Here is a 21209-nt window from a genome sequence, read left to right as displayed (position 1 = left end):
CTGCCCGAGACCAGCCGCACGGAGATGATCCGCACCCCCGTCCAAGCCCCGGTGGAAGCCGGTCAGGCGCGCTCGGACGACCTTAAGGCCCTTGCGCTCGAATGCCTCGATGACATGAAAGCCGAGGAGACGATCGCAATCGATCTGGCCGGCAAGACGTCGCTCGCCGACACGATGATCATCACCTCTGGGCGCTCGCAGAGGCATGTCGGCTCGATCGCCGACAAGATCGTTCAGGAAATGAAGAACCGCGGCTTCGGCAACGCCCGGGTCGAGGGCCTCCCGGCCTGCGACTGGGTGTTGATCGATGCCGGCGACGTGCTGGTGCACATCTTCCGTCCCGAGGTCCGCGGCTTCTACAACCTCGAGAAGATGTGGGGCGCCGACCGCCCGGTCGGGATCGCGGCCGGCTGATCCGGACCGCGGCCGATGCGCCTGATTCTGGCCGCAGTCGGACGTCTGAAGGCCGGTCCTGAGCGCGAGCTGGCCTCACGATATCGCGACCGTGCCGCGCAACTCGGTCGCGGGCTCGGCTTCGCCACTTGCGACAGCATCGAGGTCGCAGAATCCCGTGCCCGTCGCGCCCTCGACCGATGTGCCGAGGAGGCGGCGGCCCTGACGGGCCACATGCCGCCGGGCGGTGTGCTGGTCGCCTATGACGAACGCGGTCGTGCCGATATCGGAAGCGAGGCGCTGGCCGAACGCGTCGCCGCTTGGCGCGATGCCGCCCGGCCGGCACTCGTGGTGGCGATCGGAGGGCCGGACGGTCTCGACGCCTCAATTCGGACGAAGGCGGAGTTGATCCTGTCTTTCGGGGCCGCCACCCTGCCCCATGGACTCGTGCGCGTGCTCGCTCTCGAACAGCTCTACCGCAGCCTCACCATCCTGTCGGGGCACCCCTACCATCGCGGTGAGGCGGGCTGACCCCCTATGGCCATCCCTGAGATGACGGCCGGGTCGAAGTCCACGTCAAGACGCGCGCTGCAGACGCTGACCCTGGTCGCCCTCGTCTCGATCGGCTCGGCCGCGCGGTCGGAGACGCCTCCGGCCACCGACCCCGAAGCCATTCAGCGTGCCAATGAGGAACGTGAGCGCCGGGCCGAGAATCTGAAGCGCGTCCAGGATGCGATCGCGGCCAGTGCCGGCCAGCGTTCGCAGTTCGAGTCGGAGATCGCAGCCATCGGCTCCGACCGGGCGAAGCTCGACGCCGCCCTTCTCGATGCGGGCCGACAGGCGCAGGCGACGGAAGACCGCCTGAGCCGCCTGGAGGAGCGCCTGAAGGCGATGAGCGAGAGCGAGGCAGCGATCCGCCACTCGCTGCAGGGCCGACGCGGCATCGTCGCCGAGATCCTGGCGGCGCTCCAGCGCATGGGGCGCCGGCCGCCGCCGGCCGTTCTGGTGAGCCCCGAAGACGTGCTCGCGGCGATCCGGACCTCGATGCTGCTTGGCGCGGTGGTGCCGGAACTGCGCGGCGAGGTCGACACACTGGCGGCCGATCTCGCGGAAATGATCAGGCTGCGCGGATTGATCGCGCAGGACAAGGAAGGGTTGTCCAATGACCTTGCCGGCTGGGCGCGCGAACAGCAGCGCCTGCAGGCGCTGGTCGCCGCCCGCCGCGCCCGTCAGGCCGAGATCGAGAGCGGCCTCACGGCCGAGCGCCGCAGGGCCGCCGAGCTCGGTGCCCAGGCCAAGAACCTGAAGGACCTTCTCGATCGCACGGAGGCAGAGGTCGCAGCGGCGAAGCGCTCCGCCGAGGAGGCCAAGGCAGCGGCCGAGCGGGAGGCGCGCATCACCCAGGAGCGCTTCGCCGCGGCCGGCTTCCGCGACCCCGCCCGATTGGCACCCAAAGTCCACTTCGCCGAGGCGCGGGGCGAAGTGCCGCGGCCGGTGAGCGGACGCGTCGCACGCGGCTTCAACCAGCCCGATGGCAATGGTGGCACCACCCGCGGCGTGTCGTTTACGACCCGTCCCAAGGCGTCCGTCTCGTCCCCGGCCGACGGGTGGGTGCAGTTCGCCGGGCCGTTTCGGTCCTACGGGCAACTCTTGATCATCAACGCTGGCGACGGCTACTATCTTTTGCTAGCGGGGATGGATCAGATCAGCGTCGAGGTCGGTCAGTTCGTGCTCGCGGGCGAGCCGGTCGGCACCATGGGCGAGAAGAGCGCAGGTCCCGGCGGGTCCGAGGGTGATCCCACCCTGTACGTCGAGTTCAAGAAGGACGGCGGCTCCATCGATCCGGAGCCGTGGTGGGCGAAGAGCCCGAACAATACGGTACTTGGCGAGAAGGTTCGCGGCTGATGCGCAAGACTTCCCTGATCATGCTCGGCGCCTTCCTCGGTGCCGGCACCTCCATGGTGGCCACCCAGACCGACTTCCTGTCGGGCCCGCGGGCGGTGGCTGCCTCGGCCGAGACCTATCGCCAGCTCAGCCTGTTCGGCGACGTTTTCGAGAAGGTCCGCACGGACTACGTCGAGAAGCCCGACGAATCGAAGATGATCGAGGCAGCCGTCAACGGCATGCTGACGTCGCTCGACCCGCATTCGAGCTACATGGACGCCAAGGCGTTCCGTGACATGCAGACCACGACGCGCGGCGAGTTCGGCGGTCTCGGCATCGAGGTCACGATGGAAGACGGCCTGATCAAGGTCGTCACACCGATCGACGATACGCCGGCTGCCAAGGCGGGGCTGCTCGCCAACGACATCATCACGCAGATCGATGACGATCAGGTTCAGGGCCTCACCCTGAATCAGGCGGTCGACAAGATGCGCGGCCCGGTGAATTCGAGCGTCAAGCTCAAGATCACCCGCAAGGAATCGAAGGATCCGATCGACGTCACGCTCACCCGCGACGTCATCAAGATCAAGCCGGTACGCTCGAAGGTCGAAGGCGGCGACGTCGCCTATATCCGCCTGACCCAGTTCAACGAGCAGACCTTCGACGGCATGCGGGCTGCGATCGACAAGCTGTCGAGCGAGATCGGAGCCGACAAGATCAAGGGCTACATCGTCGACCTGCGCAACAACCCGGGCGGCCTGCTCGATCAGGCCGTGATGGTGTCCGACGCCTTCCTGGATCGCGGCGAGATCGTCTCCACCCGCGGCCGCAATCCGGACGAGACCCAGCGCTTCTCCGCCAAGGCGGGCGACCTGACCAAGGGCAAGCCGATCGTGGTGCTCGTCAACGGCGGCTCGGCCTCGGCCTCCGAGATCGTGGCGGGCGCCCTGCAGGATCACAAGCGCGCGACCATCATGGGCACGCGCTCCTTCGGCAAGGGATCGGTGCAGTCGATCATCCCCCTCGGCGGTTCGGGCGCCCTGCGTCTGACCACGGCGCGCTACTACACGCCGTCGGGTCGCTCGATCCAGGCCAAGGGCATCGAGCCGGATGTCGAGGTCCTGCAGGAGGTCCCGGACGAGCTGAAGGGCAAGGACGAGACCAAGGGTGAGGCAGGGCTGAAGGGTCACCTGAAGCAGAAGGATACCGACGAGCGCGGTGGATCCTCCGCCTACGTTCCGCCGGATCCGGCCAAGGACAAGCAGCTGATCTCGGCGGTCGACTTCCTGCACGGCATCCAGAAGGGCGCCGCCAACGGCACGCCTTCGGCGCAGCAGCAGAAGCCCAGCCTGCCGAACTGACGGCGTTCGGAACGCCCTGACGACCCGATCCCGTCCGGCGCCGCGCCGGGCGGGATTTTCCGTTCCGGGACCGGGCATTAGCGGAACGTTAACCATAACCGCCGGCAATGGACGGAAGGATTGGCGCATTGCCGATCGGCGCAGCAATCGTGATCCCGCATCGAGAGCCGCTTGACCGAGTCCACGGACGATATCCTCACGCGCCCCCTCGGGGTGCCTGAGGCGGTGCCGGCGCAGCCCACGAGCCGGCTCGGGCAGCTGATCGCGGCTGCCCGGCGGCCCCGTATCGCTGCTGCCGCGATCGCGGCCGGCTTTGCAGTGGCAGCCGGCCTTGTCCTCGCCCTCGGGGATCCCGACGGCGGCGAACCGCGCGTGCAGGTCGCGATCGCGATGCGCGAGCCCACGATGCGTCCGGCCACACAGGCGCCTCCCACCCTGCAGCCCCAGGTCCTTGCGACTGCCCCCAGCACGGCCCCGCTTCAGCGCAGCGCCGAGGAGGTTGAGACCGCGTCCGGCGTGACGGTGGTGCGGCCGCCCGGCAGCGGTCCGAGCGATGCGGTGGTGATCCGCGTACCGCCGCCGAATGCACCGCGGCTCGTCCCGGCGCCTGATCCGCGGATCAGCGAGGCCGGACGCCACGGGCTGATGCCGAAGCTCGGCGAGGGGCGCATCCGCCCGCTCGACGTCTATGCCCGCTCCGAGGAACCCGGCACCGGTCCGCGCATCGCCATCGTGGTGACCGGGCTGGGCATCGGCCAAGCCACGACGGCCGTGGCCACCGCACGCTTGCCCGCCGCCGTCAGCCTCGCCTTCCTCCCCTATGGCGGCGAGGCCGAGCACGCGACCGCACGCGCGCGGGATGCCGGCCATGAGATCTTCCTGCAGCTGCCGATGGAGCCGTTCGATTACCCTGACAGCGACCCGGGGCCCCAGACCCTGCTGACGGCCCTGAAGGGACCTGAGAATGCCGATCGTCTCGCCTGGGCGATGACGCGCTTCTCGGGCTATGTGGGCCTCGTGAATTTCATGGGTGCCAAGCTGATGGCCGATGCGGCCTTCGAGCCGGTGCTGCGCGAGATCGGCGCCCGTGGCCTGGGGTTCCTCGACGACGGAACGGCGCCCAAGGCCGCGACGATGCCCGCCAACAAGGGCAAGACACCGATCGCCCGCGCCGAGATCGTCCTCGACACCACGCCGCGCGCCGACGCCATCGATGCGGCCCTGGCGCAGGCGGAAGCCCGGGCGCGTGCCAATGGCTTCGTCCTCGTCTCGGCGACCGGAACGGCACTGAGCGTCGACCGGATCGCCCGCTGGGCGAAGGACATCGACGCCCGCGGTCTGCGCTTGGTCCCGGCGAGCGTTGCGCTGCGCGGCGTCCGCGACAAGCGGGTCTCGACGGCAGATTGAGGACGCGCGTGATTATAGTCAGCGCAAGTAGATCCACCCCCACCGGGATCGGGAAAGACTTGGGCGGCGTTGCCGCAACGGCCACCCCTGACCTATGGTCGTCTCGATGGTAACGGATTCGGACCTGGGCACCGCCCTGCCCTACCGCCCCTGCGTGGGCATCGCGCTGATTGCGCCATCGGGCGGCGTGTTCGTCGGACGGCGCAAGAAGGGTGCGGGTTCTGAGCATGTGGCCGGCCCGTACATGTGGCAGATGCCTCAGGGCGGCATCGATCCCGGCGAGGATCCCGAGGCCGCCGCGCGCCGCGAACTCTATGAGGAGACGAACGTACCGCCGGAGGCCGTGAAGCTCCTCGCCGAGATCCCCGAATGGCTCGCCTATGACCTGCCCCCGGCCGTGATGAAGCAGGCCTGGAAGGGTCGGTATCGTGGCCAGACGCAGAAATGGTTCGCCTACGGCTTCCTGGGCAGCGAGGACGTGATCGACGTGCTCAATCCCGGAGGCGGCGCCGACAAGCCGGAATTCGATGCCTGGCGCTGGGCGCAGTTCGCCGAACTTCCCGATCTGATCGTTCCCTTCAAGCGGCCGGTCTACGAGGGGGTCGTCGCGGCCTTCTCCGGTCTCGATCGATGGTCGGCGCAGCCTTGACCGCGCGGACGGGGCGCTGAGGCCATGCGCTGGCTCGCGATCCCGCTCGCCCTGGCCGTCGCGTGGCTTGCCTTCACCATGAGCCCGCTGTGGTCGCTCTACGACCTCGCGCAGGCGGTCCGCCGGCACGATGCCGCCTATGTCGAGGGCCATGTGAACTTCAGGACCCTGCGACTTTCGCTGGTCCGGCAGATCACCGCGGCAATGCGCACGGCATCCGAGACCGATCCTGACCTCGAGCCCCGCGACCGCCAGCGCCTCAACGACGCCGCCTACGGCCTGGCGCTTGCACTCTCCGAAACGATGGTGACGCCGGAAACGGTGATGGACCTTCTGGCCAATGGCTGGCCCGACAAGCTCGATGTCGAGCGGCCGGCCGGCGCTCATCCCGAGGGCTTGGCGATCCGCGGTTTGGGGCGGCTCGTGTCATACTATACGGCGTTGGAGATGCGGGGCTTTCGCGCCGTCGTGATCCCGATCCCGCCCGAGGGATCGCGCACCGAGCGCACGCGCATCCGGCTGCGGCTGCGCGGGTTGAGCTGGCGCCTCGTGGATATCGAGATGGCCGATGTTCTGCGCGAGCAGATCGCCGCCAAGTTGAGCCGGGCTCTGGCCCGCGCCAAGATCGGCGCCAGCGCCGGCGAGGAGCGTTAGACGGCGGGCCCTCGACGCGTCCGGCCGACTTCCGCTTCCGCCTATTCGGGTCGACGCGGAATTGCGCCTGACCCGTGCCGTACGGAGCGGGGCATGGCTACTTCGCCGTCGGGGTGCCGCCGGCAGCCTTGGGCTGGCGCGCCTCGTTCAGGTCCTCGGCTTTCTCCTCATCGGTGTCGCCGCTCTGCTCGATGGTCTTGCTCGGATTGGCGAGGAGCGACCGGACGATGCCGAGAAGCACCTCGCACTCACCGGGAAACTTGTAGCTCTCGAGGACGATCGCGGCATCGCGCAGGGTGCGCAGGTCGCGCACCAGCTGGGCATTGGCATCCTCGCGCAGCTCGCTCTTCTTGGCGATCGCCTCCTCGATCTGCGCGCCTTTCACGTCGCAGGCGGCTCGGGCCGGCGATGCAGCGATCGCGGCGGCGAGGGCGAAGCCGATTGCGGGAAGGGAGCGCCACATGGCGGATGTCCTCGAAGGTCCAGTTCAGACGGCATGAAGGAGCGCGGCGCGCAGGACGTCCTGCGTCAGCGCCACGAGTTGGCTCGGACGATAGGGCTTCGGCACGAACACCGAGCCTGGAACGGCCTCGCACGGCGGAAGGCAAGCCCGGCCGCCGGATGTGTAGACGACCGGGAGGTCGGGAGACAGCTCGCGGGCACAACGCGCCAGCGACAGGCCGTTCGTATTGCGGGCGAGGTCGATATCCGTGAAGAGCAGGTCGACGCTCTCGCGAGCCAGGATGGCCTCGGCTTCCCAGGCATCCGCAGCGGTGAGCACCCGATACCCTTCCTCGAGCAGCGCCTCGGCGGCCAGTTCGCACACGGTCGGCTCATCCTCGACGATCAGGATCGTGGCGGCCCGGTCCGGGACGGGCATGGACGGGCAGACGAATGCGGCGGCGAACGGAACCATGACGCAACTCCCACTCACCCGGCGGGGGCTCGATGGCCCCGGGCCGGATCGTAAGGGCAACGGCCCCTTCCGACGCGGCGTTCACCGTGTTTGCATCGAATTGCTCGGGTTTGGTGAGCGGCGCGTTAACCGCGGCCCGGCGTCCCTCAACGAAGCCGTTCAAATGGTTAACGGTTCGTTACCGGTCCGTGACGGCGAGGCCCGGTCGTGAGGCGTCCCTGGCAGCTCGGCTCCGGCCTGCTCCTCACGGGCCTCGCCGGTTATGTCGATGCCCTCGGCTTCGTGCGTCTCGGCGGCCTGTACATGTCGTTCATGAGCGGCAACACCACGCAGCTCGCGGTCCTGGGCGCCGGGGCCGAGCTGCATCGCATGATCCTGCCCGCGACCCTGATCGTCGCCTTCCTGGCGGGGTCGGTTCTCGGCAGCGGGCTGGCCATCCTGGTCCCGGCCCGGTGGACGACGCCCGCGGTGCTGGCCTACGAAACCCTGCTGATCCTCGCCGGTCTGGGGCTCGGCCTCGAGTCGCCCGAGCTGGGCCTCGCGGCCTTCTTCGTCGCCTTGGCGATGGGGTCGCAGAACGCTGTCCTGGCGCAGGTCACGGGCTTCCGAGCCGGGACCACCTTCGTGACCGGGGCACTGTTCAGCCTCGGCCAGAAGATCGCGCAGGCCCTGACCCGCACCGGCGATCCGCTGGGGTGGATCGGCGATGCTCTGGTCTGGATGTCGCTGTTGTTCGGCGCCTTCCTCGGTGCCCACGCCTATCAGCAATTCGGCCTGTACGCGTTGGTCGCCCCGGCGGCCGTCTCGGGCGGCCTGGCGTTGATTACCGCCTTCATGGTCTTGCGCGCCGCGCCGCCGGCCGCAAATGTCCCCCCGACATGAGCAGCGCCATCAGCAATCCCTCCCTCACCAGTCACGTCGCCGCGCTGGAGCCCGGCGAACACGTGCTTGCGACGCATTTCCTCAAGGATGTGCCGGCTCTGGCGCTGAGCGACGGCACCGTCGTCCTGGCGAAGGACGACGGCCTGACCCGCCTCGCCGCCCATCCCGACGGCGGCATCCTCGTGGCTGCCGGTGGCGGCGACCGCCTGCTCACGGGCGGCGACGACGGCCGCGTGGTGGCGATACGCGCGGATGGGACGATGGAGCCGGTCGGCCTCTCCAAGAGGGGGGCGTGGATCGATGCGCTCGCCGTCCATCCAGACGGCGCCTTGGCATGGTCGGCAGGCCGCACGGTCGTGGCCCGGGACGCGAAGGGTCGCGAGAAGACCTTCGAAGCGCCTTCCTCCGCCCGCGGCCTCGTCTTCGCGCCCAAGGGGTATCGCCTCGGAGTCGCCCACTACAACGGCGTGAGCCTCTGGTACCCGAACCTGGAGACGCCCGCCGAGGTGATCGGCTGGAAGGGTTCGCATATCGACGTGACGTGGTCGCCGGATGGGCGGTTCGTGGTCTCCACCATGCAGGAGAACAGCCTGCACGGGTGGCGGCTCCAGCCGGATCGCGGCCACATGCGGATGTCGGGCTATCCCGGCAAGGTCCGTTCGATGTCCTGGTCGTTCGATGGCCATTGGCTCGCCACGAGCGGCGCCGAGGCGGCGATCATTTGGCCCTTCGACTCCAAGGAGGGACCGACCGGCAAGGCTCCGCGGGAATGCGGCGTCCGTCCGGCCCGCGTGTCCCGGGTGGCGTTCCACCCGAAGGCGCCGGTTCTGGCCATGGGCTACGAGGATGGCTGCATCCTGCTGGTCCGCTTCACCGACGCGGCCGAACTCCTGGTCCGTCCGGCCGTATCGGGCAGCGGCGTGACCGCGCTCGCCTGGGATGGCCGCGGCGGCCGATTGCTGTTCGGCTGTGCCGACGGCAAGGCGGGCTTGCTGACGCTGCCGGGCTGAAGCCTGTCGCGGCTCCGGCTGGAACCGCGACCATCGGCATGTTCTTAGTCCGGGGTCGATTCCCGCACCAGAGGCCAGACATGTTTCGCGTGTTCCGCACCTTCGGCCTCGCGCTCGGCCTGTTGGGCGGCGTCGTCGCCGCGCAGGCGCCGGAATTCGCTCAGCAATACGCCCAGCGGCTCGGCGGCGCCGCCGACGAGCTGCGTCGCCAGGTGGCCGTCCTCGAAACCGACGCGCAGGCATCCGGCACGACCCGCGACGGCGCCGTCGATCGGCTGCGCGCCAATCCGGATCAGCTGGTCGCCCGCCGCGGCGACGCTGCCCAGGCGGATATCGCGCGTCTCGCCCGCCTGAGCGCCCAGCAGCAGGCCCTGGCCTCGGCGACGAGCCCCCTCGGGCGCGTCGTGGCGATGCTGCGCGATCCCGACCTGCCCGTGGCCGAGGCGGCCTATCGGGACTTCAGCCCGGCCATCCCCACCAGCGCCGACGGCCTCGCCGCGGGCCTGATCGGGTTCTTCGTCGCGTGGGGCGGCTGGCGCGTCGCCTCGGATGTGGGCCGGAGGGCGGTGCGTCGGCGCCCGCGGGAGACTGCAACCGTCGCCTGAGCGCGGTTCACGCGCCCGAGAGTGTGGCGCCACGTCTACAGCAGCTTGCGCGAGCCTTGCGTATCGAGCAGGGATCCGGCCGTCCCGGTCCGGAAGAAGGCGCATGATGCCGCGCGCGTCGACCTCCACCACCATCGATCCGGCGCTCGACGCCGCCGCCTTGCTGCGGCGCATCGGCTTCTTCGGTCTGTTCGTGGTTCTCCCGGTCCTGGCGCAGGTCGCCCGCCGCGCCTCGGTGATCCTCGCACCGATCGCCGTGATCCTGCTGATCATCGCGAGCGTCATCGACCGGCGCCAGCGTCCGGTGCGCCCGGCGACCTACCGCCTCCTGACCGCTCCGGCCTTCCTGGCCGGGATGCTGGTGGTCCTGTGGTCGGCTCTCTCGCTGACGTGGACCCCGTTCCTCGGGCCGGCCCTGGAGCGTCTGGCCAATCTGGGCGCCACGATCGGCCTCGCCCTCCTCGGCTATCTCGCGCTCCCCGACCGGATGCGTTCGGCGAATCTCTACCTCCTGCCCCTCGGCGTCGTGGCAGGCGGGATCGTGGCGATCATGCTCGGGTTGTTCGGCGCCCACATGGCGCCGTCCGGTGTCGAGGATGACGGCGCGCTGGATCGCGGCCTCGTCCTGCTGATCCTTCTGCTCTGGCCCGCGCTCGCATGGCTGCGATCCCGTCGCCGCGACCGGGAGGCGCTCGGCCTCGCGCTGCTGGTCGCCCTCGCCCTGACGGTCCAGCCGGACGGGACCCAGATCGCCGCACTGTCGGTCGGCGCCGTCGCCTTCGCGGTGACGAGCTACCGGCCGCGGTTGGGCGTGATGCTCACCGCCGTCCTCTCGGCAGCTCTCCTCGCGGCTGCGCCGCTTCTGCCCTTCCTGGCGCGGCCGGTGGGCGCCGCCCTCATGGGGCCGCTCGCGCCCGCCGTGCTGTCCCTGAAGAGCTGGCAGAAGGTGGTGACCGCCGATCCAGTGCGGCTGATCACCGGGCACGGCTTCGAGACGGCCCTACGCGGCCGCTTGGTCGGTCTCCTGCCGGCCAATGCTCCGACCACGGCGTTGTTCGAGTTCTGGTATGAGCTCGGGATCGTCGGTGCGCTGGCCGCCGCCTTCGCCCTGTACGCATCGATTCGGCGGGCTGGGCGGGACGGGCCGGCCCTGGTGCCGGGGGCGATGGGCTGCTTCGCGGCCGCCTTCACGGTGGCCTGCCTGAGCGTGGGGCTGACGGCGGTGTGGTGGCTGACGACCGTCGCCATCGCCATCGTGGTCTTCGTCGCTGTGGAGCGAGGTCAGTTCCGAACCAGCCGGCCGAAGGTGGCCAAGCTGCCCAGGATCCAGGCCCGCGAGGAGTAAGCGGTCAGGCGCGCAGGAAGCCGTGCAGGCGGATCCAGGCCAGGAACAGGCCGGGCCACGCCGCCACGGGGGTACCGGGCGCACCGAGGCCGAACCCGTGGCCGCCGCGCTCGAACAGGTGCAACTCGGCCGGAACCCGCGCCTTCCGCAGGGCCGAGAACATCAGCAGCGGATGGTCGGCCACGGCGATGGGATCGTCGATGGCCTGAACCAGGAAGGTCGGCGGCGTCTCGGGCCCGACCTGCAGGTCCACCGAGTAGGTCTTCATCTCGTCGGGGGTGACGTCGTCGCCGACCAAGATGCGGCGGGTCGCGGTCCGGTCGAACGGCTTGCGCATGGTGATGACCGGGTAGATCAGCCCGGCCAGCGCCGGCCGGATCGGCAGGGCATCGGCGGTGTCGATGCCCGCGTACAGGTCCCGGGCGCTGCCCACCGCGGTCTCGCCCATCAGGTGGCCGCCCGCCGAGAAGCCGAGGACGCCGACCCTGCCGGGATCGATGCCGAACTCCGCGCCGCGCGCCCGGACGAGCCGCAGGGCGCGCTGGGCGTCCTGCCGCGGCGCGTCCGGTCCCGAACCCCAGCCCTCCGCCGGCAGTCGGTAGACGAGGAGGAAGACCGTGATCCCGGCGGCGTTCAGGACCCGTCCGACCGGCACGCCCTCGTTGCCGAGCGAGATGAACTCGTATCCGCCACCCGCGGCGACGATCATTGCGGCGCCATTCGGATTGGCCGGTCGCATGACCAGCAAACAGGGCCGCGACACCCGGGTGATATCCCCGAACCGGCCCTCGACGTAGCGGTAACCGTCCGCCTTCGGTCCGTCGCCGCCGCCGGGCGCTTCGCCGGGCCACAGATCGATCACCTGCAGATCCGCGCCGGGCAGGGAGCGCGGAAGCGCCCGGACCGCCTCGTGCGGCGCCGGCTGGGGCGCCGTCTCCCCGGAGACCTCCGCGCGGGCGGTGCGAAGGCCCAGGACGCTTCCAAGGCCCGCGAGCAGGAAACGGCGGTCGAGCCGCAAGGGCATCCCCTCTGATCAAGCCGCGCACGGGGCCGCTCGTCGGCGGTCCCGACTCCCTAAGATGAGCGGGTCAAACGCCCCGGCAACCGCCGTCGGTTCCGTCGTGTCCGCGCGCGTCAGGCCTTGCGCGCGATGATCGCGACATAGAAACCGTCGGTCCCGGTCCGAAGCGGGCTCATCTGGATCCCGTGGGCGGTCCTCCGCACCGCCGCCCGGAGCGAATCCGGTCCTGCGGCCAGCACCTCCTCCGCCGGGACGACATCGAAGCGACCGCGCCAGCGCGACAGCAGACCGGACACGGCTGCGTCGTTCTCCGCCGACAGCAGCGAGCAGGTGATGTAGACGATCCGGCCGCCGGGCCTGACGAGCCGCGCCGCCCGGTCCAGGACCTGCGCCTGTTCGGCGGTGCGCAGCGCGAGGCTTCCCGGCCGCAGACGCCATTTGGCGTCCGGATTCCGGCGCCACGTCCCGGATCCGGTGCAGGGCGCATCGACCACGACCCGATCGACTTTACCGTCGAGATCCTCCAGCACGTCGACCCGTGCCTTGCCGCTCCGCGGGGTCCGCACCTCGGCCACCGCGCCGGACCGGCGCAGGCGTTCGTGAATCGGCGCGAGCCGGCGCGGATCGCCATCGGTGGCGATCAGTCGGGCCTCGTTCCGGGTCTCGGCGGCCAGGGCCAGGGTCTTGCCGCCACCGCCGGCGCATAGGTCGACGATGATCTCGCCGGCCCGGGGGGCGGCCAGGAGTGCGGCGAGCTGCGATCCTTCGTCCTGGATCTCGTACCAGCCGTCCAGGAACTCCGCCTCCACGTGCAGCGCCGGACCGCGCCCATCGGCACCGATCGGAATGCGCAGACCCGCCGGCGCGTGGGGTGTCGGCGCGGCATCGAAGGCCGCCAGCGCCGGCAACACCGCGTCGCGGTCGCCGCGCAGGGCGTTCACCCGGATATCGAGGGGGGCCCGCCGCGCCAGTGCCTTCAGCTCCGGGACGAGCTCGTCGCCGAGCGTGGCCGCAAGATCGGGAAGCACGAAGGCCGGGGCGTCGCCCGCGACTTCGGGAGGAGCGTCGTTCAGCGTCCCACCGTCGAGGCGGGCGCGCTCGTCGTCGCTCAGGGGTGCGGGCGCGAAGCGCTCCCCCGTGAACAACGCCGCCACCGAAGCGGCGGCGAGGCCCTGCTGGAGTCGCAGCGTGCCGATCAGGATGGCGCGCGGCGTCTCCGCGCCCATGATCCAGGCCGCCGAAGCCCGGCGCCGCAGAGCATCGTAGACGAGGCTGGCGATGCCCGCACGGTCACCCGAGCCGGCGAAACGATGGGCGAGGCCCCAGTCCTTGAGGGCGTCGGCGGCCGGCCGGCGACGCTCGGCGATATCGGTCAGGACTTCGATGGCGGCGGAGCAGCGAGCGGCGGGAGTCAGGGGTCGGATCCTCCGGAATGGGTCGGCGACGACGCGAAACGGCCACGCTTGGCCCACGATGCCGCCACGATACGGCCGAGCTTCCTGCACCTTCAGGGCGCAGATCGTGCCGCGGTTGGGCCGCCGTGCGGGCCGCCACGTGTCGTATGGCATCCGCCCGTCCCGGACCAGTGTGGTCCGCCGCCGGGCGCATACCGGGAGTACCTCAGCCCATGACGTCCATTGTACGCGTCGCCCTCGCGGCCCTGGTGACCGCCTCCCTCGCCGCCTGCGCGAGCGCCCCCGCCGCACAGCCGGACCTGACGCCGCCGCCGCGTCCGCGGGTCGATGCCAAGACGCAGCTGGAATACGGCACGCCGCCCGCGCCGCCCCCCGGCCGCTACTGAGACGTCAGCGCGGGGCGCGGCTCAGGCCGTTTCCCGCGCCCGCCGAGCCTCGTAAGCCTTGAGGCCGGTATAGACCGCGGTCAGGACCTGGAACGAAACCTCCGGCGCAAGCCGCTGGCCGCGGGCGATCAGATCGCCGATCACGTGATCCGCCTCGATCCGACCCTTGCTCTCGATGTCGCGCAGCATCGAGGCCGTGAAGGTGGATCCGGCCGCCGTCAGCTGCGCCCGCGCCCGCTCGGCCACGATGGCGCGCGGCTCGAAGCCGCTCGATGCGGCCACGATCGTGCATTCGGCATGGAGCGCTTCGATCAGGGCGGTCCCCTCGGGCGCCGCCACGATGTCGCCGACCGCGGCGCGCATCAGCGTGGTCGCTCCGGCGAGCGTCGCCAGGAACACCCATTTCTCCCACATCTCCTGCAGGATCACGTCGCTCAGGCGCGGCTGGAACTTCAGGCCGCGCATCATGGCGTCGACAGCCTCGATCCGCGCCGAGCGCGACCCGTCCCGCTCACCGTAGGTGATGCTGCACAATTCGCTCATGTGGCGGATCGCACCGTCCGGCGCGACCGTCGCCGCGATGGCGCAGGAGCCGCCAAGCACGCGCTCGGCGCCGAACTGGGCGTCGAGCGCGTCGAGATGCGACATGCCGTTCAGCACGGGCAGGATCGCCGTGTCCGCACCCACCGCCGGCGCCAGATCCGAGATGGCGCTGTCGAGGTCGTAGGCCTTGCAGGACAACAGGATCAGGTCGAACCGCCCGGCCTCGCCCAGATGGTCGGCCGTCACGGTGGGCGGATCGGGCAGGTGCAGATCGCCGAGCGGGGAGCGGACGTTCAGGCCGTCCGCGGCGAGCTTCGCCGCCCGGGCCGGCCGGACCAGGAAGGTCACGTCGGCCCCCGCCTCGGCGAGACGCGCCCCGTAATAGCCGCCGGTCGCGCCGGCCCCGACGATCAGCGTGCGCATCGGTCCCTCAGGTCCGCGACGGATAGTTCGGGCTCTCGCGGGTGATCGTCACGTCGTGGACGTGGCTCTCGCGCAGTCCGGCATTGGTGATGCGGATGAACTGCGCCCGCTCCTGGAACTCGGGGATCGTGGCGCCGCCGACATAGCCCATGGCGGCGCGCAGGCCGCCGGCGAGCTGGTGCAGGACGTTGCCCACGGGGCCCTTGTAGGGGACCTGCCCCTCGATGCCCTCCGGCACGAGCTTGTGGGTGTCGTTCACCTCGGCCTGGAAGTAGCGATCGGCAGAGCCGCGGGCCATGGCGCCCACCGAGCCCATGCCCCGGTACGACTTGTACGAGCGGCCCTGGTAGAGGAACACCTCGCCCGGCGCCTCGTCGGTGCCGGCGAGCAGCGAGCCGAGCATCGCCACGGAGGCACCGGCCGCGATCGCCTTGGCGAGGTCGCCCGAGTACTTGATGCCGCCGTCGGCGATGACCGGAATGCCGGCCTCGCTGGCGGCCTCGACGGCCTCCATCAGGGCGGTGAGCTGCGGCACGCCGACGCCCGCGACGATGCGGGTGGTGCAGATCGAGCCCGGCCCGATGCCGACCTTGATGGCGTCCGCGCCGGCATCGATCAACGCCTTGGCGCCGTCCCGCGTCGCCACGTTGCCGGCGATGACCTGCACGGCGTTCGAGAGCTGCTTCACCCGGGCGACGGCGTCGAGCACCTTGATCGAGTGGCCGTGGGCGGTGTCGACCACGATGACGTCGCAGCCGGCGTCGATCAGGCGCTCGGCCCGCTCGAAGCCGCTGTCACCGGTCGTCGTGGCGGCGGCGACCCGCAGGCGACCCTGCTCGTCCTTGACGGCGTGCGGGTAGGCGACCCGCTTCTCGATATCCTTGACGGTGATCAGGCCGATGCACCGGTAATGGTCGTCGACGACCAGCAGCTTCTCGATCCGGAACTGGTGGAGCAGGCGCTTGGCCTCGTCCTGGGTCACGCCCTCGCGGACCGTGATCAGGCGGTCGCGGGTCATGAGCTCGGCAACCGGCTGGGCCGAATTCGTCGCGAAGCGGACGTCGCGATTGGTGAGGATGCCGACGAGCTTGCCCCGCGAGCCGTTCGGGCCGCGCTCGACCACCGGAATGCCGGAGATCCGGTTGAGCTTCATCACCTCGAAGGCGTCGGCCAGCGTCTCGTCGGGATGGATGGTGATGGGATTCATCACCATGCCGGACTCGTACTTCTTGACGAGGCGGACCTGCTCGGCCTGCTCCGGCGGCTCCAGGTTGCGGTGGATGACGCCCATGCCGCCATTGGCCGCCATGGCGATGGCCATCGGGGCTTCCGTCACCGTGTCCATGGCCGAGGCCAGGATCGGCAGGTTCAGGGGGATCGTGCGGGTGAGCCGGGAGGCCACGTTCACTTCGGTGGGCATCACCGAGGAGGCGGCGGGCCGCAGGAGCACATCGTCGAAGGTGAGGCCCTCGATGATCGATGCGGTTTCTACTCGGGCCATGTGCCAACTTTCCTCGGACGGGGGCGCGCAGGGATCGCGCTGCGGGATCGGGTTGGCAAGTGCCAGTATCACGGGCTCCGCGACGGCGCCAATGCACGCGCGACGCGTCGCAACCCGAAAACACGCAGGGCTCGCGGCTTATCCACGCCCGGTCGGGTCGCGGGGCGGTGCGCGCAGTCCCCGCGACGGTTGATCGCAACCGTCAGCCGCCCTTCGTCTCGGATGAAGCCAAGCGACCCAGGGCGGCGCCTTCGCGTGTAGCGCCGTCGTGGATTGCTTCGCCCGCGAAGACCGGGTTGGCGGCGTGCGCCCTAGCGCATGGCCGGCGTGGCCGGCCCCTTGTCGGTATATTCGGGCGGCAGGCCGATATAATCGCCGAGCATGCCGTCGATGCCGGGCGCGCGGCCGAAGGCCTCGCAATCGGGGTCCAGCGGCGCCTCACCGAGCGTCGTGACGCGGATCCGGTCCCAGGTCGGCAGCGTGTTGGGGGCCGTGAACGGGTCCTCGCCGGTCGCCAGCATGTAGCCGAAATCCTGGCCGAACTCGCCGGCGAGGTCGTAGGCGTCGCTGGCGCGGGAGAAGCGCGGCTGGCTGGTGAAGGAATTCGCCGCTCCGCCCCAGACCATGGCGGCCCGCTGCTCGCGACGCCGGTCCAGAGCCTCGGCCTCGACGGTCAGGCTCCCGAGCCCGATCGGCACCCGCGGGATCGGCACGCGCCCGACCCCCTCCGCGAAGCTGAGACCCAGCTGCGAGGCCACGGTCACACCCGCCGAGCCCGCGATGGTCGCGCCGGCGCCGAGGAGATCCGTCGGATCCACGCGGGTGACCTGCGCGCGCACGGTCAGATCCGCGTCGCGGCTGGTGACGATGTCGTACTTCAGCGACAGGTCATAGCAGAGCGCCCGGTCGGCGGCGTTCGCGATGAGCCGGCGCTCGGCCGCGGTCAGGGGCGCTGCACCGGAGACGTCGGCGTGGAACGCCGTCGGGATGATGCGGACCGTGCGCGCCTTCGCCAGCGCGGGCCGGTCGACGTAGATCCGCGAGGCCGAGGCGACCTGATCGCTGGACTTCAGCCGGTCGTAGCGCGTCAGCGAGCCGCGATCGTTGAGCAGGACGGTGCCGCAGGCGGCGACCATCGAGAGAAGGGCGACGCCGGCGGCGATCCGCGCCACGGAGCGGACCTTGCTGGGGCTGGGCTGCATCGAAATCCTCGCGCGCCGGCCCCGGGCCGGCAGGAGCGGCCTCACGGACGCGTGATGGAAACTTAGCCATTGGCGCACCCGCAAAAAAGGTAGCTCCGCGCCGCAGCTCAACCTCTGTTGCACGATGGATACATTCGCGAAACACGAGGGTGCGAGGTGGCCGCGCTGCCGTGCAACCGCGGCGGTGCGACACGCGTCTGCTGTGTGATGCCTGCGACCCCTCAAAGACCGCTCTGGATCGTCCCGCTGACGGTCGCCACCGCCCTGTTCATGGAGAACACCGATTCCACGGTGATCGCCACGGCGCTCCCGAGCATCGCGGCGAGTCTCCATGAGGACCCGATCGCCCTCAAGCTCGCGCTGACCTCCTATCTGGTCAGCCTCGCGATCTTCATCCCGGTGAGCGGCTGGATGGCCGACCGCTACGGGTCGCGGACCGTGTTCCGCGCGGCCCTCGTGGTGTTCATGGCGGGCTCGCTGGCCTGTGCGGCCGCGAACGGGCTCGCGTGGTTCGTCGCGGCGCGGTTCCTCCAGGGAATGGGCGGCGCCATGATGGTGCCGGTCGGGCGGCTCGTGGTCCTGCGCAGCGTGCCGAAATCGCAGCTCGTCACCGCCCTCGCCTATCTCACCTTTCCGGCTCTCGTCGGCCCGGTACTGGGTCCGCCGGTCGGCGGCCTGATCACGACATGGTTCGACTGGCGGTGGATCTTCTTCATCAACCTGCCGATCGGCTGTGCCGGGATCGTGCTGGCGAGCCTGTACTTCGAGGACATCCGAGAGGCGGAACGGCCGCCCCTCGACCTGCTCGGCTTCGCCCTGCTCGGCACCGGGCTGGCGGCGCTGATGCTCGGGCTGGCCTCGCTGGGCCGCCACCTGCTGCCGGCCACGATCTCCTGGGGCTGCCTCGCAGCGGGCGCGATCCTGCTGCCGCTCTACTGGGCGCATGCCAGGCGCATCGCCCACCCGATCGTGCGCCTCGACCTGATGCAGCGGCCGACCTTCCGCGTCGCCGTGCTCGGCGGCAGCCTGTTCCGGATCGGCACCGGCGCGATCCCGTTCCTGCTGCCGCTGATGCTGCAGGTCGGCTTCGGCCTCGATGCCCTGCAGTCCGGCCTGATCACCTTCGCGGCGGCAGCCGGCGCGATGTTCGTGAAGACCCTGGGTCCGCGGATCCTGCGCCGCACCGGATTCCGCGCGCTGATGGTCTGGAACGCCGTGCTGGCGTCGGCCTTTCTGGCGGTGAACGGGTTCTACACGGCGCAGACGCCGCACTGGATCATGGTGGGCCTGCTGTTCATCGGCGGCTGCGCGCGCTCGATCCAGTTCACCTGCATCAACGCCATCGCATATGCCGACCTCGAATCGCGCGAGATGAGCGCGGCCACGAGCTTCGCCAGCGTCTGCCAGCAATTGTCGCTGAGCCTCGGCGTGACGCTCGGCGCGCTGGCCCTGGAAGGAACGGCCCATTGGCATGGCCGAACGCAGATCACGGCCGCGGATTTCGGGCCGGCTTTCTTCGCCGTGGCGGTGATCTCGGCAGCCTCCGTGCTGGCGTTCCGCAATTTGTCGCACGATGCCGGCGCGGAGATCTCCGGGCGCAAGACGGTCGCGCCGTCGCCGGCCGCGACCGCCGAGATGAGGCCCCGCCACGGCTGATCAGGCGGCAGCCCGGGCGGGCGGGCGCCCGGCCGCCCGCTTGCCTCCGCCCCGCGACGCGGCGGCCTTGCCGGACGCCTTCGCGGACGCGGGCTTCGGGCTCGGCGGCGGGGCGCGGTTTCCGGCACGCCAGCCCTGCCAGCTCAGGGCGCCCGGGCCGCTCAGGGCGTACATGAGGAATCCGCCCGCGAGACCGAGATCGGCGAGCATCAGCGTGCGCTCGGCGATCGCGGCGGGTCCGACGTAGTGCCAGAACGGGTGGAGCACGAAGGCCGTCACGGCGGCGAAGACGGCGAGCGCCAGACCGGTCAGCCGCGGCAGCACGCCGAGGATGAGCGCCAGCGGGCCGAAGACCTGCACCACGACGGCGGCCGTGGCGACACCGTTCGGGAAGGGCATGCCGGCGCCGGCAAGCGTCAGCGCGAAGCCCGAGACGTTGAGCGCCCGCGCGATGCCGGTCGGCAGGAGCGCGGCGGCGAGCAGCAGACGCGCAGCGAGGAGGGTTCCGTCCTGGGCGCGGGCAAGCATGGGCGGGTCCGGTCGGCTGGGATCAGGCGTGGAGCTTGACGCCTTCCCGCTGAAGACCGCGTTAAGGCGTCCGGATCAGCCGCCGACACCGCCGCGGAACAGCCGGCCGCGCTCCGTCCAGGCCACCACGAGCAACGACAATGCACCGAGGCTCGCATAGCCGACAGCCACCGGCATGACGCTGCCGTCGAAGGCCTGTCCGATCAGGAAGCCGCAGAAGGCGCCCAGGATCGTCGTGTAGAAGCCGAGGAACGACGAGGCCGTGCCGGCGATGGCCCCGAGCGGCTCGAGCGCGAGCGCGTTGAAGTTCGGCATCGCGAAGCTGATCAGGAACTGGTTGACCGCCAGGATCGACAGGAACAGCGCGAGCGGCGGATGCCCGTGATAGGCGAGCCCGGCGGCGATCTGCACGAGCCCCACCAACGTGAAGGCGATGACGCCACTGTGCGACATCGCCCGCATCCCGAGCCGCCGGACGACGCGGGCGTTGATCAGCGTCGCGACGCCCATGGCGCCGGCCACGAGCCCGAAGGCCAGGGGAAAGAGCGGGCCGAGGTGATACAGGCCGGTGTCGAACAGCTGCTGGGCCGAGCCGACGTAGCCCATGATGCACCCGGTCATCAGGCCGAGCGCGGTGGCATAACCGACGGCGACGCGGGTCTTCAGGGTCAGGCGGATCGCCTCCCAGGTGGCGGCGGGCGAGAGCGGCCGGCGGTATTCCGGGTGCAGCGTCTCGGGCATGCGCAGGGAGAACCAGACGGTCAGCCAGAAGGCCAGGATCAGCATCGAGACGAAGACATAGACCCAGGAGCCCAGCGCCAGCATCATGCCGCCGATCGCCGGTGCGATCATCGGGACGATCAGGAACACCATCATGGTGAACGACATCACGCTCGCCATCTCCCGGCCGGCGAAGCGGTCGCGCACGATCGCCACCGAGAGAACGCGCCCGCCGGCTGCACCGATGCCCTGGATGATCCGCGCGGCCAGCAGCCAGCCGAAGCTCGGCGCCATCATCGCGAGCCCGCAGCCGACCACGTAGACGGCGAGGCTCGCGAGCAGCACCGGGCGCCGGCCGAGGGCATCGGAGACCGGTCCGTAGACGATCTGCGCGAAGCCGAAGCCGATCATGTAGACGTAGACGAGGAGTTGCAGCCGGTTCGGATCCGGCACTCCGAACCGCGCCTCGATGGCCGGGAAGGCCGGCAACAGATTGTCGATCGAGATGGCCGTCACCGCCATCATCAGCGCGATGATGGCGACGAACTCGGCAAATCCCGGTCCGGACCAGGGACGCGGGGTCCGGACCTCCTGGACCGGCGGCAGGGGCCGGATCGCGACTGTCAAAACGGGCTCTCGGGATGCGCTGGGAGGAGCCGATCAGGGCTCCTCCTTCGCGGCGCACTTATGACGACCGCGCTCACCCCG

22 protein-coding genes are annotated in these 21209 nt (G+C 70.3%); 13 read left to right on the top strand and 9 right to left on the bottom strand.

Annotated features, from left to right (window positions below; translation table 11 throughout):
* Positions 1–24 precede the first annotated feature (24 nt).
* From rsfS to GGQ91_RS16835, 7 genes are all read left to right on the top strand, one after another.
* On the top strand, positions 25–414 hold the full coding sequence (gene rsfS, locus GGQ91_RS16865; RefSeq protein WP_075381505.1) for a ribosome silencing factor: 390 nt from the start codon (positions 25–27) through the stop codon (positions 412–414).
* Positions 415–429: 15 nt separating this feature from the next.
* A complete protein-coding gene (rlmH, locus tag GGQ91_RS16860; protein WP_043358097.1) occupies positions 430–924 on the top strand; it encodes a 23S rRNA (pseudouridine(1915)-N(3))-methyltransferase RlmH in 495 nt (164 codons plus the stop codon).
* Positions 925–930: 6 nt separating this feature from the next.
* A complete protein-coding gene (locus tag GGQ91_RS16855) occupies positions 931–2298 on the top strand; it encodes a murein hydrolase activator EnvC family protein (protein WP_182592461.1) in 1368 nt (455 codons plus the stop codon).
* Complete coding sequence (locus GGQ91_RS16850; protein ID WP_043358098.1) at positions 2298–3638, top strand: S41 family peptidase; 1341 nt, start codon at positions 2298–2300, stop codon at positions 3636–3638. The genes GGQ91_RS16855 and GGQ91_RS16850 overlap by 1 nt, the downstream gene beginning before the upstream one ends.
* A 171-nt stretch (positions 3639–3809) precedes the next feature.
* Positions 3810–5045 (top strand): divergent polysaccharide deacetylase family protein, encoded by a 1236-nt coding sequence (locus GGQ91_RS16845; protein WP_182592460.1) that lies wholly within the window; start codon positions 3810–3812, stop codon positions 5043–5045.
* A 94-nt stretch (positions 5046–5139) separates the two neighbouring features.
* On the top strand, positions 5140–5694 hold the full coding sequence (locus tag GGQ91_RS16840; protein WP_182592459.1) for an RNA pyrophosphohydrolase: 555 nt from the start codon (positions 5140–5142) through the stop codon (positions 5692–5694).
* A 24-nt stretch (positions 5695–5718) separates the two neighbouring features.
* Positions 5719–6348, top strand: coding sequence for a DUF2939 domain-containing protein (locus GGQ91_RS16835; protein WP_075381502.1), 630 nt, complete (start codon positions 5719–5721; stop codon positions 6346–6348).
* Positions 6349–6445: 97 nt separating this feature from the next.
* Here GGQ91_RS16835 and GGQ91_RS16830 read toward each other — a convergent pair whose 3' ends face one another.
* The gene (locus GGQ91_RS16830; protein ID WP_043358110.1) at positions 6446–6811 is read right to left on the bottom strand and encodes a hypothetical protein; all 366 of its coding nucleotides are present in this window, start codon (positions 6809–6811) and stop codon (positions 6446–6448) included.
* 24 nt (positions 6812–6835) lie between these two features.
* Positions 6836–7264, bottom strand: a complete 429-nt coding sequence (locus GGQ91_RS16825) for a response regulator (protein WP_043380355.1) — start codon at positions 7262–7264, stop codon at positions 6836–6838.
* A gap of 207 nt (positions 7265–7471) precedes the next feature.
* Here GGQ91_RS16825 and GGQ91_RS16820 point away from each other — a divergent pair, with 207 nt between their 5' ends.
* The 4 genes from GGQ91_RS16820 to GGQ91_RS16805 all read left to right on the top strand — a co-directional run bounded on the left by GGQ91_RS16820 (position 7472) and on the right by GGQ91_RS16805 (position 11106).
* Positions 7472–8146: a YoaK family protein gene (locus GGQ91_RS16820; RefSeq protein ID WP_043760585.1), complete on the top strand. Its 675-nt coding sequence runs from the start codon at positions 7472–7474 to the stop codon at positions 8144–8146.
* On the top strand, positions 8143–9156 hold the full coding sequence (locus GGQ91_RS16815; protein ID WP_182592458.1) for a WD40 repeat domain-containing protein: 1014 nt from the start codon (positions 8143–8145) through the stop codon (positions 9154–9156). The genes GGQ91_RS16820 and GGQ91_RS16815 overlap by 4 nt, the downstream gene beginning before the upstream one ends.
* 80 nt (positions 9157–9236) lie before the next feature.
* Positions 9237–9761 carry a DUF2937 family protein gene (locus tag GGQ91_RS16810; RefSeq protein WP_182592457.1) on the top strand — a complete coding sequence of 175 codons (525 nt, stop codon included), beginning with the start codon at positions 9237–9239 and terminating at the stop codon, positions 9759–9761.
* Positions 9762–9867: 106 nt separating this feature from the next.
* A complete protein-coding gene (locus tag GGQ91_RS16805) occupies positions 9868–11106 on the top strand; it encodes a hypothetical protein (RefSeq protein WP_043380516.1) in 1239 nt (412 codons plus the stop codon).
* A gap of 4 nt (positions 11107–11110) precedes the next feature.
* Here the strand turns inward: GGQ91_RS16805 and GGQ91_RS16800 are convergent, their stop codons facing one another.
* Both GGQ91_RS16800 and GGQ91_RS16795 read right to left on the bottom strand, forming a co-directional pair.
* Positions 11111–12124 carry an alpha/beta hydrolase gene (locus GGQ91_RS16800; protein WP_043380518.1) on the bottom strand — a complete coding sequence of 338 codons (1014 nt, stop codon included), beginning with the start codon at positions 12122–12124 and terminating at the stop codon, positions 11111–11113.
* Between the two features lie 116 nt (positions 12125–12240).
* Entirely contained in the window at positions 12241–13542 is a 1302-nt protein-coding gene (locus GGQ91_RS16795) for an RsmB/NOP family class I SAM-dependent RNA methyltransferase (RefSeq protein ID WP_043380521.1), read from the bottom strand.
* A 212-nt stretch (positions 13543–13754) separates the two neighbouring features.
* On the opposite strand from GGQ91_RS16795, the gene GGQ91_RS16790 reads away from it, so the two are divergent.
* Entirely contained in the window at positions 13755–13928 is a 174-nt protein-coding gene (locus tag GGQ91_RS16790; RefSeq protein ID WP_164706329.1) for a hypothetical protein, read from the top strand.
* Between the two features lie 21 nt (positions 13929–13949).
* Here GGQ91_RS16790 and panE read toward each other — a convergent pair whose 3' ends face one another.
* From panE to GGQ91_RS16775, 3 genes are all read right to left on the bottom strand, one after another.
* Positions 13950–14894, bottom strand: coding sequence for a 2-dehydropantoate 2-reductase (panE, locus tag GGQ91_RS16785; protein WP_182592456.1), 945 nt, complete (start codon positions 14892–14894; stop codon positions 13950–13952).
* A 7-nt stretch (positions 14895–14901) separates the two neighbouring features.
* A complete protein-coding gene (guaB, locus tag GGQ91_RS16780) occupies positions 14902–16395 on the bottom strand; it encodes an IMP dehydrogenase (protein ID WP_043351032.1) in 1494 nt (497 codons plus the stop codon).
* A 311-nt stretch (positions 16396–16706) separates the two neighbouring features.
* Entirely contained in the window at positions 16707–17597 is an 891-nt protein-coding gene (locus GGQ91_RS16775) for a DUF3313 domain-containing protein (RefSeq protein ID WP_043351034.1), read from the bottom strand.
* A 207-nt stretch (positions 17598–17804) separates the two neighbouring features.
* On the opposite strand from GGQ91_RS16775, the gene GGQ91_RS16770 reads away from it, so the two are divergent.
* Positions 17805–19253, top strand: coding sequence for an MFS transporter (locus tag GGQ91_RS16770; RefSeq protein WP_182592455.1), 1449 nt, complete (start codon positions 17805–17807; stop codon positions 19251–19253).
* On the opposite strand, the gene GGQ91_RS16765 is transcribed toward GGQ91_RS16770, so the two are convergent.
* On the bottom strand, positions 19254–19781 hold the full coding sequence (locus tag GGQ91_RS16765) for a DoxX family protein (protein WP_043754957.1): 528 nt from the start codon (positions 19779–19781) through the stop codon (positions 19254–19256). It abuts the gene before it with no gap.
* 75 nt (positions 19782–19856) lie between these two features.
* A complete protein-coding gene (locus GGQ91_RS16760) occupies positions 19857–21128 on the bottom strand; it encodes a multidrug effflux MFS transporter (RefSeq protein WP_052083506.1) in 1272 nt (423 codons plus the stop codon).
* Between the last annotated feature and the right edge of the window lie 81 nt (positions 21129–21209).

The sequence above is a fragment of the Methylobacterium fujisawaense genome (genome assembly GCF_014138435.1).
Taxonomy (GTDB): domain Bacteria; phylum Pseudomonadota; class Alphaproteobacteria; order Rhizobiales; family Beijerinckiaceae; genus Methylobacterium; species Methylobacterium fujisawaense.
Note: the sequence above shows the minus strand (reverse complement) of the source record. Positions and strands in the feature narration are given on the sequence as shown.

What these genes read in the sequence shown, in the direction of transcription:
- GGQ91_RS16825 (WP_043380355.1), bottom strand. Translation starts at nt 7,264, where the DNA reads ATGGTTCCGTTCGCCGCCGCATTCGTCTGCCCGTCCATGCCCGTCCCG.
- GGQ91_RS16775 (WP_043351034.1), bottom strand. Translation starts at nt 17,597, where the DNA reads ATGCAGCCCAGCCCCAGCAAGGTCCGCTCCGTGGCGCGGATCGCCGCC.
- GGQ91_RS16835 (WP_075381502.1), top strand. Translation starts at nt 5,719, where the DNA reads ATGCGCTGGCTCGCGATCCCGCTCGCCCTGGCCGTCGCGTGGCTTGCC.
- GGQ91_RS16840 (WP_182592459.1), top strand. Translation starts at nt 5,140, where the DNA reads ATGGTCGTCTCGATGGTAACGGATTCGGACCTGGGCACCGCCCTGCCC.
- rlmH (WP_043358097.1), top strand. Translation starts at nt 430, where the DNA reads ATGCGCCTGATTCTGGCCGCAGTCGGACGTCTGAAGGCCGGTCCTGAG.
- GGQ91_RS16790 (WP_164706329.1), top strand. Translation starts at nt 13,755, where the DNA reads ATGACGTCCATTGTACGCGTCGCCCTCGCGGCCCTGGTGACCGCCTCC.
- GGQ91_RS16850 (WP_043358098.1), top strand. Translation starts at nt 2,298, where the DNA reads ATGCGCAAGACTTCCCTGATCATGCTCGGCGCCTTCCTCGGTGCCGGC.
- GGQ91_RS16805 (WP_043380516.1), top strand. Translation starts at nt 9,868, where the DNA reads ATGCCGCGCGCGTCGACCTCCACCACCATCGATCCGGCGCTCGACGCC.
- GGQ91_RS16810 (WP_182592457.1), top strand. Translation starts at nt 9,237, where the DNA reads ATGTTTCGCGTGTTCCGCACCTTCGGCCTCGCGCTCGGCCTGTTGGGC.
- GGQ91_RS16855 (WP_182592461.1), top strand. Translation starts at nt 931, where the DNA reads ATGGCCATCCCTGAGATGACGGCCGGGTCGAAGTCCACGTCAAGACGC.
- GGQ91_RS16765 (WP_043754957.1), bottom strand. Translation starts at nt 19,781, where the DNA reads ATGCTTGCCCGCGCCCAGGACGGAACCCTCCTCGCTGCGCGTCTGCTG.
- GGQ91_RS16770 (WP_182592455.1), top strand. Translation starts at nt 17,805, where the DNA reads ATGCCTGCGACCCCTCAAAGACCGCTCTGGATCGTCCCGCTGACGGTC.
- rsfS (WP_075381505.1), top strand. Translation starts at nt 25, where the DNA reads ATGATCCGCACCCCCGTCCAAGCCCCGGTGGAAGCCGGTCAGGCGCGC.
- panE (WP_182592456.1), bottom strand. Translation starts at nt 14,894, where the DNA reads ATGCGCACGCTGATCGTCGGGGCCGGCGCGACCGGCGGCTATTACGGG.
- GGQ91_RS16830 (WP_043358110.1), bottom strand. Translation starts at nt 6,811, where the DNA reads ATGTGGCGCTCCCTTCCCGCAATCGGCTTCGCCCTCGCCGCCGCGATC.
- guaB (WP_043351032.1), bottom strand. Translation starts at nt 16,395, where the DNA reads ATGGCCCGAGTAGAAACCGCATCGATCATCGAGGGCCTCACCTTCGAC.
- GGQ91_RS16815 (WP_182592458.1), top strand. Translation starts at nt 8,143, where the DNA reads ATGAGCAGCGCCATCAGCAATCCCTCCCTCACCAGTCACGTCGCCGCG.